The organism is Nocardia sp. NPDC057272, from assembly GCF_042668615.1.
GTDB lineage: Bacteria > Actinomycetota > Actinomycetes > Mycobacteriales > Mycobacteriaceae > Nocardia.
The window spans coordinates 39,180-52,014 of record NZ_JBHUYK010000022.1; the positions used below are offsets into that span (position 1 = coordinate 39,180).

Sequence of the window (12,835 nt, forward strand, 5' to 3'; positions counted from 1 at the left end):
CCTAGCGCGAAGAACGGGTGGGTGGCATGGCTCGTAGACAGCACTCGCGGGCCACCCCTGCGGGACCCGCCTCCACAACATCGTTTTCTGCCTACCGTGCGGTAGGTAGACTACCTAGTGGATAAGTGGAGGAGCAACCTCAATATTGGGGGAGCCGGATCCGTCACACCGAATCATGGGAGGATTGCCGCCATGCCCGCCCGAGACATCGCCGATACCGTCACCGCAGGTGGGGGTACTAAACAGGCGATCCGCGACGCCGCTGTACAGCTGTTCGCCGCCAAGGGTTTCGAACAGACGAGCCTGCGCGAGGTGGCGGATGTGGTGGGAATCACGAAGGCTTCGCTCTATTACCACTACGCGTCGAAGCTCGATCTGCTTCTGGCGATCATCGATCCGATCATCGATCACATGCGCGACATCGTCGAGGACATCGAGGCCGTTCCCTACAACGACGAGGGCATTCGCGCGGTCCTGCGCACCTACCTGCGCGGCATGATCCGCCATCGTGACGCGGGCGCGCTGTGCGTGCGCGACACCGCGGCCATCGTCAACGCCATCGCCGATCGCTACCCCGACCTCATGGAACCCACCCGTGAGCTGCGGCTGTGGCTGGCCGGGCCCGGTCCGACCCAGAATTCGATGCTGCGTGCCGCCGCCGCCATCGAGGTGCTCGGAGTGGCGCTGCTGTCCTCGGAGCTGGCACCGGGCGCCACCGACGAGATGGTCGAGAAAACCCTCCTCGACGCGGCAACCTGCGTACTGACCGGCTGTGTCAATCCGGCGTGAGCGGGCGGCCCGCGTGGTGACGCTTCGCTACCGCCTCCGGCCGCTGACCGCTCACGCCAGGAGCACCGCGTAAGTTCGACACCGTGCATATCACCGCCAGGGTCGATTACGCGGTGCGAACGCTGCTCGAGCTCGCCGCGGCCGACGGAGTCGTCAAGTCCGAGGCCATCGCCGCCGCCGCACAGATCCCACCGAAGGTGCTGGAAACGGTGCTGGCCGAACTGCGTCGCGCCGACCTCGTGCTGAGCAGGCGCGGTCCCGACGGTGGGTATCGCCTCGGCAGGCCCGCGACCGAGATCTCGGTGGCCGATGTGATCCGCGCCGTGGAGTCGCCGCTGGCGTCGGTGCGCGGGCAGCGGCCCGAAGATGTGCGGTATCCGGGCGCGGCGGAACCGCTGCAGCAGGTATGGATCGCGCTGCGGGTCAATATTCGCGCCGTGCTGGAGAACGTCTCCATCGCCGATGTCGCCACCGACCGGCTGCCCGGTTTCATCGGTGAACTGGTCGCCGACCCCGGCGCCTGGGTGCGTCGCGAGCCGCGTACACCCGCAGGCACATGAAGTTATCCACAGGCTGAGAGTTGTCCACAGGGCAGGTAAAAGTGCTCGGCGCTGCTCACCCGCGCGCTGTAGCCTTCGACCATCATGTTGATCACCCTGCTGCGGACCTACCTGGCCCCGTACCGCGCCCAGCTGGCGGGTGTCCTCGTACTCCAGCTGATCTCGGTTATCGCGATGCTCTACCTGCCCAGTCTCAATGCCGATCTGATCGACGACGGTGTCACGAAGGGCGACATAGGTTTCATCTGGACCACCGGTCTGTGGATGCTCGCGGTGAGCTGTGTGCAGATCGTGGCCTCGGCCGCGTCGGTGTACTTCGGCGCGCAGGCGGCGATGGGCGCCGGTCGCGACATGCGCGGTGGCGTGCTGCACCGGGTGGAGACGTTCTCGGCCAGAGAGGTGGGGATGTTCGGCGCGCCGTCGCTGATCACCCGCTCGACCAACGATATTCAGCAGGTCCAGCTGCTCATCGTGATGTCGGTGACGATCCTGGTGATGGCGCCGATCATGTGCGTCGGTGGCGTCATCATGGCGCTGCGCGAGGATCTCGGGCTCTCGTGGTTGCTGCTGATCGCGGTGCCCGCCCTCGCCCTCTCCATGGGCACGATCGTGGCCAGGATGGTGCCGGGGTTCCGGCAGATGCAGGAACGCATCGACGCAGTCAACCGGGTGCTGCGCGAGCAGATCACCGGTATCAGGGTGGTCCGCGCGTTCGTGCGTGAGCGGCAGGAGATCTGGCGCTTCGGGATGGCCAATACCGCGCTCACCGACGCGTCGCTGCGCGTCGGCAAGCTGATGGCGCTGATGTTCCCGACCGTGATGTTGATCAGCAATCTGACCGCTGTCGGCGTGATCTGGTTCGGCGGTCACCATGTGGACAACGGCACGATGCAGATCGGCTCGCTCACCGCGATGCTGTCTTACGTCATGCAGATCCTGATGGCCGTCATGATGGCCTCGTTCCTGGCGATGATGGCTCCGCGTGCGGCCGTCTCCGCCGATCGGATCGGCGGGGTGCTCGAGACCGAGTCCTCGGTGCGCCCGCCGCGGTTGCCGCAGTCGTTCAAGGGCGACCAGGCCACGGTCGACCTGCAGTTCGCGGAATTCGCCTACCCCGGCGCGGAGAAGCCGGTGTTGCGCGGTATCCGTTTCCAGGTGTCGCCCGGTACCACCACTGCCGTCGTCGGTTCCACCGGCGCCGGCAAGACCACGCTTATCAACCTGATCCCGCGCCTGATCGACGTCACCGACGGCGCGGTCTACGTCGGCGGCACCGATGTACGCCACCTCGACCTCGAACTGCTGCGCAGCGGGATCGGATTGGTGCCGCAGAAGGCCTATCTGTTCTCCGGCACCATCGCGACCAACCTGCGCTACGGCAAGCCCGACGCCACCGACGACGAACTCTGGCATGCGCTCGAGGTCGCCCAGGCGGCCGATTTCGTGCGGGAGATGCCACAGGGTCTCGATACTCCGGTGGCCCAGGGCGGCACCACGGTGTCGGGCGGTCAGCGCCAGCGGCTGTGTATCGCCCGCGCGCTGGTGCGCAGGCCACGGATCTTCCTGTTCGACGATTCGTTCTCCGCGCTCGATGTCGCCACCGACGCCCGGCTGCGCGCCGCGCTGAAGCCCGAGACCGCCGACGCGTCGGTGATCATCGTGGCCCAGCGGATCCAGACGATTCGCGACGCCGACCAGATCGTCGTCCTCGAAGACGGTGCGATGGCTGGCATCGGAACCCATGACCAATTGATGCAGCGCTGCTCGGAGTACCGCGAGATCGTCGAGTCCCAGCTGAGCGTGGAGGAAGCCCGATGAGGCCAGGTGGACCCGTTCCCGGAGCGCCGGGAACGAAGGCCAAGTCGTTCAAGCCGTCGCTGAAGCGACTACTGAGCAGGCTGGCTCCCGAGAAGTTCACCGTCGGCCTGATCGTCGCGCTGGTGATCACCTCCGTGGTACTCAATACGCTCGGCCCGTACCTGCTCGGCAAGGCGACGAACCTGGTGTTCGACGGCTTCGTCGGCAAGCAGCTCGAACCAGGGCTCACCAAGGACCAGACCGTCGAGCTGCTGCGCAGCCAAGGCGAGACCACCCGCGCCGACATGCTCTCGGCGATGAACGTGATCCCCGGTACCGGCATCGACTTCGACGCCGTCGGCCGCGTGCTGATGCTCGTGCTGGCGCTGTACGTGGCCGCCGCGATCTTCGGCTGGCTGCAGGGTTATCTGCTCAATATCGCCATCAACCGCACGGTGAAGCGGCTGCGCGACGAGGTGGAGCAGAAGCTGCACCGGCTGCCGCTGCGCTACTTCGACACCGCGCCGCGCGGTGACATGCTCAGCCGCGTCACCAACGACGTCGACAATGTCTCGCAGAGCCTGCAGCAGACGATGAGTCAGCTGCTGGTCTCGCTGTTCACCGTCGTCGGCATCCTGATCATGATGTTCTGGATCTCGCCGTTGCTGGCGCTGATCGCGCTGCTCACGGTGCCCGCCGCGATCGTGGTCACCGCGCAGATCGCCAAGCGGTCCAAGCCGCACTTCGTCAACCAGTGGAAATTCACGGGCGAGGTGAACTCCTCGGTAGAAGAGGCCTACACCGGCCACGAGATCATCACCGCGTTCGGCCGAGGTCGCGAGGTCGGTGAGGAGTTCGACAAGCGCAACGACAAGCTCTACGACGCGAGCTTCAAGGCACAGTTCATCTCCGGCCTGATCATGCCCGCCATCATGTTCCTCGGGAACGTGAACTTCGTGTTCATCGCGCTGGTCGGCGGGCTGCGGGTGGCCACCGGCAATCTGTCGCTCGGTGATGTGCAGGCGTTCATCCAGTACTCGCGCCAGTTCAGCCAGCCGCTCACCCAGATCGGTGCGATGGCGAACCTGCTGCAGTCCGGCGTCGCCTCGGCGGAGCGGATCTTCGAGATCCTCGACGCCGAGGAGCAGACCCCCGATCCGGTGGTGGAGATCGCGCGCCCGGTGGATCGCGGGCGGGTGGAGTTCGAGGCGGTGTCCTTCGGCTACGACCCAGAAACCCCTGTCATCGAACGGCTTTCGCTGGTGGCCGATCCCGGTCACGTGGTCGCCATCGTCGGCCCGACCGGCGCGGGCAAGACCACGCTGGTGAACCTGCTGATGCGCTTCTACGAACTCGACGCGGGCACCATCGCCATCGACGACGTCGACATCACCACCATCACCCGCGACCACCTGCGCTCGCGCATCGGCATGGTGCTGCAGGACACCTGGCTGTTCAAGGGCACCATCCGCGAGAACATCGCCTACGGCAATCCGACGGCGCCGGAAGCCGACATCCAGGCCGCGGCCAGGGCGGCCTACGTCGACCGGTTCGTGCACTCGCTGCCCAACGGCTACGACACGGTCATCGACGAAGAGGGTGGCGGGGTGAGCGCGGGCGAGAAGCAGCTCATCACGATCGCCCGAGCGTTCCTGGCCAAGCCGTCGATCCTGATCCTGGACGAGGCGACCAGCTCGGTCGACACCCGCACCGAGTCGCTGGTCCAGCACGCCACCGCGGCCCTGCGCCGCGATCGCACCAGTTTCGTGATCGCGCATCGGCTTTCGACGATCCGCGACGCGGATTTGATCGTCGTGATGGACAAGGGCCGCATCGTCGAACACGGCACCCACGAGCGGCTGCTCGCCGAGCGCGGGCCGTACTACAACCTGTACAACGCCCAGTTCGCGGCCGCTCAGTAAGGCCCTGGCACGATGGGTCGGTGGCCGACAGCAGCGAGTTCTCCTTCGAAGTAGGCACCCGTCTGGACGGGGGCAGGCACGGTCGGACCGGGGTGATCTCCACCCCGCACGGCGAGATCGCCACGCCCGCTTTCATTCCGGTGGGAACGAAGGCTTCGGTGAAGGCCGTGCTGCCGGAGACGATGCGCGAGATCGGGGCGCAGGCGCTGCTGGCCAACGCCTACCACCTGTACCTGCAGCCCGGCGCCGACATTGTCGACGAGGCGGGTGGGCTCGGGAAGTTCATGAACTGGCCGGGGCCCACCTTCACCGACAGCGGCGGGTTCCAGGTGATGTCGCTGGGGGTCGGGTTCAAGAAGGTACTCGCGATGGAGGCTGTCGACATCCGGTCCGATCAGGTGATCGCGGCGGGCAAGGAGCGCCTGGCCACCGTCGATGACGACGGCGTCACCTTCCGTTCGCACCTGGACGGTTCCAAGCATCGCTTCACGCCCGAGGTGTCGATGGGCATCCAGCACGAACTCGGGGCCGACATCATGTTCGCCTTCGACGAGCTGACCACCTTGATGAATACCCGTGGCTATCAGGAGAAGTCGTTGCAGCGCACGCACGAGTGGGCGCAGCGGTGCATCGACGAACACGAACGGCTCACCGCCGTGCGCAGTCATCGGCCGTATCAGGCGCTGTTCGCGGTGATCCAGGGCGCGCAGTACGAAGACCTGCGGCGCAAGGCCTGTCGTGAGCTGGAGTCGATCCGGGGCAGTGGTGGAACGGAATTCGACGGCTACGGCATCGGCGGAGCGCTGGAGAAGCACAATCTCGGCACGATCGTCGGGTGGTGCTGTGATGAGCTGCCCGAGGCCAAACCGCGCCACATGCTGGGAATCAGCGAACCGGAGGACATGTTCACCGCGATCGAGAACGGGGCGGACACGTTCGACTGCGTCAATCCCTCCCGGGTGGCGCGCAATGCCGCGATCTATGTCGACGAGGGGCGGTTCAACATCAATACGGCCCGGTTCCGTCGCGACTTCACTCCGATCGACGAGAACTGCGACTGCTACACCTGCGCCCACTACACCCGCGCCTACCTGCATCACCTGTTCAAGGCCAAGGAAATGCTCTCGGCGACGCTGTGCACAATCCACAACGAGCGCTTCACGATTCGTCTCGTCGACCGGATCAGGGCCAGCATCGAGGGCGGCTACTTCGACGAGTTCAAGAAGGAGTTCCTTGGTCAGTGGCGGGGCCGGATCAAGGTGCCGGGGGAGTAGGCGGCGGACCTTGCGATCCGCCGCCCGCCCTGCGGGCTAGTCGTGCAGTGCGTCGACCTTCGTCGGGGCGTAGGTCGGTTCGGTCTTCTTGAGGACGGCGATGACGCGGTAGGTGATCGGCATGACGAGCACCTCGCACAGGGTCTTCCACAGGAAGCCGACGATGACGTAGTTGATGAACGACTGCCAGGTGTTGATGCCGATGGCGGTAGCGGCGATCGAGCAGAAGATCAGGGTGTCGGCGAACTCGCCGACAACGGTGGAGCCGATCAGGCGAGCCCACAGGTGCTTTTCCTTGGTGCGCTCCTTGATCAGTACCAGGGTGGCCGAGTTCAGCAGCTGACCGACGAAGTAGCCGGCGAGACCGGCGAGCACCAGCTGGGGGGTGGTGCCGAGGACCGTGCGGAAGGCTTCCTGGTTCTCGTAGAACCCCGCGGGGGGCAGCTGGATGGCGATGGAGAAGCAGGCGACGGTCAGCAGCAGCGCGGCGAAACCGGTGTAGATGGCGTGGCGGGTGGCGCGGAAGCCGTAGACCTCGCTGAGCACGTCGCCGAGGATGTAGGCCAGCGGGAACAGGAAGAAGGCGCCGTCGGTCGCGATCGGCAGGATCTGGATCGGGCCCAGCATCACCGAACTGTCGGTGAAGAACTCCACACCTTTGGTGGCGCAGATATTGGAGATGATCAGCGTCGCGGTGAACAGGGCGACGATTACCGGATAGAACCCCCGCGCAACCTGGGCGAATGCCGCATGTTCCGGCGCGGGGTGCCCAGATTCGGCGGGCTTGTCGAGCGAATTCGTATCAGTCACGGCCCATATTCTCCCAGGTCCGCCAAACCTGATGTGTCTCTATCAAGGGCCCCGCCTCGAGCGCGCCAGCGCTCAACAGACGCGTATGGAATACCCTGTAGCAATGACGAATCCCGGCGATTCCGACGAGTGGTGGAAGCAGTACGGCGGCTCCGGCGTGTCCCCGGAGTCCGGCGCGCCGGGTTCGGTGCCGCAGCATCCGACCGCCCCGCCGTCGCAGCCTTCCCAATACCCGTCGTCGCCGCAGTATCCCCAGCAGCCGGCGCCGCCCCCCTCGCAGCCGCAGTACCCGCAGCAGCCACCGTCGCAGCCGCAGTACCAGCAGCCCAATCAGCCGCAGTACCCGCAGCAGCCGCCCGCTTACGGGCAGCAGCCCGGCTACGGCGGCTATCCGGCGGCGGGCGCGTACCAGCCCTACGGGCAGTACCCGCAGCCGCAGGGCACCAACGGTCTGGCGATCGGCGCGCTGGTCTCCTCGCTGATCGGTCTGTGCAGCTGCGGTGTCGGCGCGATCGTCGGCATCATCCTCGGCGTGATGGCGCTCAACCAGATCAAGGAGCGCGGCGGCGAGGGTAAGGGCATGGCGCAGGCAGGCATCTGGATCGGTGTCGCCGCGATCGTGGGCTGGATCCTCTACATTCTCTTCTTCGTGGTGCTCGGCATCGCCGGTGGACTCGACTCGTCCACGACGTACTGATCTCACAACGAAACAGGGGCGCTTCCGGATTCCGGAAGCGCCCCTGTTGTTTTCGTCAGGTGTGGGGGATCAGCCCTTGACGACCTGCGTGCCGCCGGCGAACTTGTCGTGCCAGCCCTGCTTGTTCGGGTCGTTGCTGATGGTGACCGCGATGTAGATCGCCAGGCCGGTCGTCACCAGGCCGCCGAGGCAGTAGACCACCATCGGCGCCAGGAAGATGTTGCGCTTGAGCGAAGCCTCGGGGGTGAGCTTCGGCGCACCGCCGGGAGCGAGCACGCGCAGGCCGAGCAGCTTCTTGCCGAGAGTGGCGCCCTGCGTCACCTCGAGGCCGACGTTGTAGCCGACGAGCGCGATACCGGCGAGGAGCCAGATAACGATGCCGCCGAGGAAGGGGCTGTCGATGAAAGCGAAGCTGAGCCCGATGTTCACGAAGAACATCGGAATGCCGACGATCGCACCGTCGATCGCGCGCGCACCGAGGCGGATTCCCAGGTCGGCGGCCTGTACCCCGCCGAAGCCCTGCTGCTGACCGTACTGGCCCTGCTGCGGGTAGGGCTGCTGCTGCTGACCGTACGGGTCCTGCCCGTAGGCCGGCTGCTGCTGGCCGTAGGGGTCCGGCTGGCCGTAACCGGGCTGGGGTGCGCCGCCGTGGCCGGGCTGGCCGTACGGCTGCTGCTGGCCGTAGCCGGGCTGCGGCTGCTGCTGGCCGTAGGGGTCCTGGCCGTAGCCGCCGGGCTGACCGCCCTGCGGGTACTGGTTGGGGTCGTAACCACCGCTGGTCATAATCTCAGTCCTCGTTTTGATCTTCTAGATCGGTCGATGCGTACGTTACGGACATCCCTCTGGTCGGAACAACCCGATAGGCTCGAGTATCCATGGTTTCTCAGGGATGCGCGCCGGGTCGAAAACATCGCGCAGCTCGCCGGTGGTCCGCGCGGAATACCCGAGTGATTCCGCGATCGCCGCCACGACGTCCTCGGGCGTGTGGCCCAGGGCACGTTGGTCCGAAAGGCTCACGGCGCCGTCACGTTTCGCCAGCCTCTTGCCTTGCTCGTTGAGCACGAGCGGCACGTGGGCGTAGGTCGGGACGGTGAGTCCGAGCAGTTCCGCGAGATACGCCTGGCGCGGGGTGGACGGCAGCAGATCGTCGCCGCGAACCACCTGGTCGACGCCCTGGGCGGCATCGTCGACGACGACGGTGAGGTTGTAGGCGGGAACACCGTCGCCGCGGCGCAACACCAAATCGTCGACAGCGCCCCGATATCGGCCGTGCAGGAGATCGGTGATCTCGTACTCGGTGACGTCGGCGCGCAATCGCACTGCGGCGACGCGTCCTTCGGCCCGCTTGGCCGCGCGCTCGGCGTCGCTGAGCTCACGGCAGGTGCCGGGGTAGGCGCCCATCGGCCCGTGCGGCGCGGTGGCGGCCTGCTGGATTTCGCGTCTGGTGCAGAAACATTCATAGGTGCGCCCGGCTGCGGTCAGTTCGGCCACAGCGGCCGCGTAGTTCGGCAGCCGTTCGGATTGGTAGACCACGGGGCCGTCCCAGTCGATGCCGATCGCGGCGAGGTCGTCGAGCTGTCCCTCGGCGGCGCCGGGCCGGACCCGGTCCAGATCGTCGACGCGGATCAGGAACTCGCGCGCGGAAGTTCGCGCGAAAAGCCAGGCGAGCACCGCGGTACGCAGGTTTCCCACGTGCAGCTCACCCGATGGGCTCGGCGCGTAGCGGCCCGCGCCTCGACTCGTTGGCACTCCACGATCCTAGGTGGGCTCGCGGCACAGCCGCGTACGTAGCCGCTCCTCGGCGATGACGTCGCCGGCATCGAGCGCGTCGAGCAGCTCCCGCGCGTGCGCGATCAGTCCGGCGCGGTCGACATCGTGCTGCTGGGCATTCGCCGGGTAGGACCCGAGCCGCTCGCTCGCGCGGCGCAGAAGAGTACCCGCGCCTTTGGCGTTGCCGCGCTGGATGTGGGTGAGGCCGACGGCGTATTGGGCCAGTCCTTGCCAGAGCATCCGTTCGGCAACCGGCCCGTTCTTCCATGCCGCCTCCAATACCTCGTGGGCATTGAATGCCAATCCGTCGTCCAGCAGTTGCTGAGCGAAGGTGAGAGTTTGCTGGGGCCCGAGCTCGAGGTCGTCGGGAATTCGGGCGACTCCGGCACTGCCGGGGGGCAGCGGTCGGCCGAGTCGATCGCGGGGGCGGTCGTTACGGGCACGACCTGCGGTGTCACGGTCACGGGAGATCATTCCCCCATGATCCACGCCTGCCCTCGATGGTGCTCATGTGACTGCTGAGGTACGCGAGAAATTGACGTATCACGGACTAATCACATGGAAGTAAATGGGGATGTGTCAACCAGATCGGGAATGGGTAAGGGGCCTGGCAATGCCCCCGCAAACGTGAAGCTTCGCAAGGTTGGCAAAACGATATGGGAAAGCAAATTCTCTTCCGCAACATTGCGGAAGACCTGCTAGTGTTTCTTCCGCGGGGGCAGCCCCCGGAGGCGGAAACGCCTCGATGCGCTGGTTCGTGCCGGTCGGTTGCGCGCGCCGTGTGGCAGTGCCTTGTGTGCCACGAAGTAACTCATCGGTCGCGCCGGATTTCGGAATGTTGCAACGATTCCAGGAGTTATCCCCTCTTCTCGATGAACCAAAGGAGCAAGTGCCGTGGAAGTTGATGTGACCGACGCTGTGTGGCGGAAGAGCACCTACAGCGGACCCGATGGGAACTGCGTCGAAGTAGCCTTTCTCGCCGGCGGCGACATCGCCGTTCGTGACACCAAGGATCGCGGTCGCGGACCCGTACTGGCCTTCGGTCCAGGGCAGTGGCGAGCCTTCCTCGCCGATGTCACCGCGGGAGAGTTCGCGCGCGGCTGAACCGCGGGATGCATCTCGAATGGGCAATACCGGCCCCGAGTCGAGCGGACTCGGGGCCTTCTCAGTGATCTCGGCGGGGTGGCCTATCGTGGCCGGATGACCACGATGGCCGCGCGTGACGCGACGATGTACTGGCTGTCGCGGCGCACCGCCAACGACGTGTTCCTGCTCTACTCTTTCGCCGAAACCGATTCCGCCACCGACGAACTCCGCGCTTTCATCGCTGCGCGCGCCGCGCGCATTCCGGATCTGCGGATCCGGTTGCAGGAGATTCCGGGCGATCTCGGTTACCCGCGCTGGGTTCCGGCCGAATTCGCGTCCCAGCAATTCGTGTACCACCGGCCGGACGGCCTGTCGTGGCAGGCGTTGCTCGCGGATCTGGGCGAACTCCTGGGAACCGGTGTCGTCGCGACCGAATATCCCTGGCGTGTCCATGTTTTCCGGTCGGTTCACTCCGCGCCCCGGTCGGCCGAGCCCGTTGTGGTGGTGGTGCTGCAACTTTCGCACGCACTGGCCGACGGCACCCGTGCCGCCGCGATCGCGCGAGCGCTCTTCGGGATGGCTGTGGATGAAGCCGTTGTCCACAGCGCACCCGATGTGCCTGTGGACAACTCGGCAGATCACCCGGTCGGACCTGGTAAAACTTCTGAACAGCCTGTGGATTCCTGTGGGCAACCCTGTGGATGGATCGCTCGGCGCGTCGATCCGAGAGTGCTTGGGGTGCTGCGTCTTCCCACACAGCTCGCGGCGACGGTGTGGCGCGGGCGGGCCGCGTACCTCGCGCAGCGCGAATTGGCGGCCCGGACGGTCGCCGGTGAGGTCCCCGCGGCCACAACCGGGTTCGCGCCCTGTGCGCTGAATCCGGCGACCGCGGTCGACGGTCACACAGTGAGAATGCTCGTCGTCGATGCGGACGACCTCCGCATTCCGGGCAAAACCGTCACTGTTGTTGCTCTGACGGCGATTTCGCGTGCGCTGGTCGACTATCTCTCGCAGCGAGGCGAGCAACCGGAACGGCTGGGTACCGCATTACCGATGGCACTTCCGGGGCCGAGTGCGGCCCGCAACAACTACCGCGGACTGTCCATCGACCTGCACATCGACGAACCCGACCTGCCTACGCGCGCGAACCTCATCGCCGATGAACTCGCTGCCCGCCGCGAACGAGCACTGAATCCGCTGCTCTCCGCGCAGGATCGAGTCGGCGACGTCGTCCCCGCGATCCTGGCGGTGCGTGATGTCGAACGGGCCGAACTGGACAATGTCCCCGCGGCGCTCGATGGCAATACCGTCGTGTCCAGTGTGTATCGCGGGTCGGCCGATCTCGCCTTCGCGGGCGCCCCGGTCCTGTTCACCGGGGGTTTTCCGGCCCTCGGTACCGTCATGCACCTGACTCACGGCGTCCACGGGATCGGCGAAACGATCACGCTGTCAGTGCATTCCGATCCGCGGGTGCTGTCCGATCCGGACCGCTACCTGGAATTGCTCGCCGTCGCGCTCGATACGGTCGTCGCCGCGCACCGCTGATCCACGGGGCAGGGCCGGTTTCACCGAAGTCGACCGTGGCCGACGCTGTTTCCCGCGCGATCGAGCTCCGCGCCCACCGCGAGCAGCGCCGAGTGCAGGGCCGTCGCCGGGTCGGTTCCCGCGGCTTCACCCTCGATCACTCCGTCGATCCGGAACGGGCAGAAGTATCCGGTTCCGCTGTCTCCCCGGTGTGGCCGCCCGATCTCGATCAGCGGGCCGGTCCGATGCGCCGCGGCGATCGCCGTCGCGAGGGCCGCATCGGCAGCTCGCGGATCACGTCGACGAGCACCCGGTAGCGCGGGCGTCGATTGCGCGTGTACCCGCTCGTACCACGCGATCACCTCGAAAGACGCTGCTCGCGTGCCGGTTTCGTAATGTCCCAGCGCTGCTCTGCTGTACGGAACACGCGCGGCCAACGCCGCCAGCGACAACCCCGACTCTTCCCGCAATCGCCGCAACCGAGCTCCGACGACGCCGTTCCCCTGCTCGCCCCGACTGGACATGGGCTCATCGTAGAGAACTGTAGACGTTTGTAGACGCTTTTTGCTGTCCAAAAGGTCTTGTCGGCGACCATACTTTTTCGTG

13 protein-coding genes are annotated in these 12,835 nt (G+C 66.1%); 8 read left to right on the plus strand and 5 right to left on the minus strand.

Annotation, left to right across the window (positions count from 1 at the left end; translation table 11 throughout):
• Positions 1 to 192 precede the first annotated feature (192 nt).
• From ACFULV_RS25545 to tgt, 5 genes are all read left to right on the plus strand, one after another.
• Entirely contained in the window at positions 193 to 789 is a 597-nt protein-coding gene (locus ACFULV_RS25545) for a TetR/AcrR family transcriptional regulator (protein ID WP_378638532.1), read from the plus strand.
• 83 nt (positions 790 to 872) lie between these two features.
• Positions 873 to 1,349 (plus strand): RrF2 family transcriptional regulator, encoded by a 477-nt coding sequence (locus ACFULV_RS25550; RefSeq protein ID WP_378660875.1) that lies wholly within the window; start codon positions 873 to 875, stop codon positions 1,347 to 1,349.
• 84 nt (positions 1,350 to 1,433) lie between these two features.
• The gene (locus ACFULV_RS25555) at positions 1,434 to 3,167 is read left to right on the plus strand and encodes an ABC transporter ATP-binding protein (RefSeq protein ID WP_378660877.1); all 1,734 of its coding nucleotides are present in this window, start codon (positions 1,434 to 1,436) and stop codon (positions 3,165 to 3,167) included.
• Positions 3,164 to 5,068 (plus strand): ABC transporter ATP-binding protein, encoded by a 1,905-nt coding sequence (locus ACFULV_RS25560; RefSeq protein WP_378660880.1) that lies wholly within the window; start codon positions 3,164 to 3,166, stop codon positions 5,066 to 5,068. Before ACFULV_RS25555 ends, ACFULV_RS25560 begins: the two co-directional genes overlap by 4 nt.
• A gap of 20 nt (positions 5,069 to 5,088) precedes the next feature.
• On the plus strand, positions 5,089 to 6,342 hold the full coding sequence (gene tgt / locus ACFULV_RS25565) for a tRNA guanosine(34) transglycosylase Tgt (protein ID WP_378660883.1): 1,254 nt from the start codon (positions 5,089 to 5,091) through the stop codon (positions 6,340 to 6,342).
• Between the two features lie 36 nt (positions 6,343 to 6,378).
• Here the strand turns inward: tgt and ACFULV_RS25570 are convergent, their stop codons facing one another.
• Positions 6,379 to 7,152, minus strand: coding sequence for a queuosine precursor transporter (locus ACFULV_RS25570; protein ID WP_378660885.1), 774 nt, complete (start codon positions 7,150 to 7,152; stop codon positions 6,379 to 6,381).
• A gap of 103 nt (positions 7,153 to 7,255) precedes the next feature.
• Here ACFULV_RS25570 and ACFULV_RS25575 point away from each other — a divergent pair, with 103 nt between their 5' ends.
• Positions 7,256 to 7,849 (plus strand): DUF4190 domain-containing protein, encoded by a 594-nt coding sequence (locus ACFULV_RS25575; protein ID WP_378660888.1) that lies wholly within the window; start codon positions 7,256 to 7,258, stop codon positions 7,847 to 7,849.
• A gap of 69 nt (positions 7,850 to 7,918) precedes the next feature.
• Here ACFULV_RS25575 and ACFULV_RS25580 read toward each other — a convergent pair whose 3' ends face one another.
• Genes ACFULV_RS25580 through ACFULV_RS25590 form a run of 3 tightly spaced genes read right to left on the minus strand, consistent with a single transcriptional unit; the run spans position 7,919 to position 10,093 of the window.
• Positions 7,919 to 8,632: an RDD family protein gene (locus ACFULV_RS25580; RefSeq protein ID WP_378660891.1), complete on the minus strand. Its 714-nt coding sequence runs from the start codon at positions 8,630 to 8,632 to the stop codon at positions 7,919 to 7,921.
• Between the two features lie 45 nt (positions 8,633 to 8,677).
• Positions 8,678 to 9,598: a tRNA glutamyl-Q(34) synthetase GluQRS gene (gene gluQRS, locus ACFULV_RS25585; RefSeq protein ID WP_378660894.1), complete on the minus strand. Its 921-nt coding sequence runs from the start codon at positions 9,596 to 9,598 to the stop codon at positions 8,678 to 8,680.
• 9 nt (positions 9,599 to 9,607) lie between these two features.
• Positions 9,608 to 10,093 carry a DUF309 domain-containing protein gene (locus ACFULV_RS25590; RefSeq protein ID WP_378638550.1) on the minus strand — a complete coding sequence of 162 codons (486 nt, stop codon included), beginning with the start codon at positions 10,091 to 10,093 and terminating at the stop codon, positions 9,608 to 9,610.
• Positions 10,094 to 10,513: 420 nt separating this feature from the next.
• Here ACFULV_RS25590 and ACFULV_RS25595 point away from each other — a divergent pair, with 420 nt between their 5' ends.
• A complete protein-coding gene (locus ACFULV_RS25595; protein WP_378638552.1) occupies positions 10,514 to 10,723 on the plus strand; it encodes a DUF397 domain-containing protein in 210 nt (69 codons plus the stop codon).
• Positions 10,724 to 10,819: 96 nt separating this feature from the next.
• A complete protein-coding gene (locus ACFULV_RS25600; RefSeq protein WP_378660897.1) occupies positions 10,820 to 12,250 on the plus strand; it encodes a hypothetical protein in 1,431 nt (476 codons plus the stop codon).
• Between the two features lie 20 nt (positions 12,251 to 12,270).
• Here the strand turns inward: ACFULV_RS25600 and ACFULV_RS25605 are convergent, their stop codons facing one another.
• Positions 12,271 to 12,753, minus strand: coding sequence for a helix-turn-helix domain-containing protein (locus ACFULV_RS25605; protein ID WP_378660900.1), 483 nt, complete (start codon positions 12,751 to 12,753; stop codon positions 12,271 to 12,273).
• Positions 12,754 to 12,835: the final 82 nt, after the last annotated feature.

What these genes read in the sequence shown, in the direction of transcription:
- ACFULV_RS25575 (WP_378660888.1), top strand. Translation starts at nt 7,256, where the DNA reads ATGACGAATCCCGGCGATTCCGACGAGTGGTGGAAGCAGTACGGCGGC.
- ACFULV_RS25605 (WP_378660900.1), bottom strand. Translation starts at nt 12,753, where the DNA reads ATGTCCAGTCGGGGCGAGCAGGGGAACGGCGTCGTCGGAGCTCGGTTG.
- ACFULV_RS25600 (WP_378660897.1), top strand. Translation starts at nt 10,820, where the DNA reads ATGACCACGATGGCCGCGCGTGACGCGACGATGTACTGGCTGTCGCGG.
- ACFULV_RS25555 (WP_378660877.1), top strand. Translation starts at nt 1,434, where the DNA reads ATGTTGATCACCCTGCTGCGGACCTACCTGGCCCCGTACCGCGCCCAG.
- ACFULV_RS25560 (WP_378660880.1), top strand. Translation starts at nt 3,164, where the DNA reads ATGAGGCCAGGTGGACCCGTTCCCGGAGCGCCGGGAACGAAGGCCAAG.
- ACFULV_RS25580 (WP_378660891.1), bottom strand. Translation starts at nt 8,632, where the DNA reads ATGACCAGCGGTGGTTACGACCCCAACCAGTACCCGCAGGGCGGTCAG.
- ACFULV_RS25545 (WP_378638532.1), top strand. Translation starts at nt 193, where the DNA reads ATGCCCGCCCGAGACATCGCCGATACCGTCACCGCAGGTGGGGGTACT.
- ACFULV_RS25590 (WP_378638550.1), bottom strand. Translation starts at nt 10,093, where the DNA reads ATGATCTCCCGTGACCGTGACACCGCAGGTCGTGCCCGTAACGACCGC.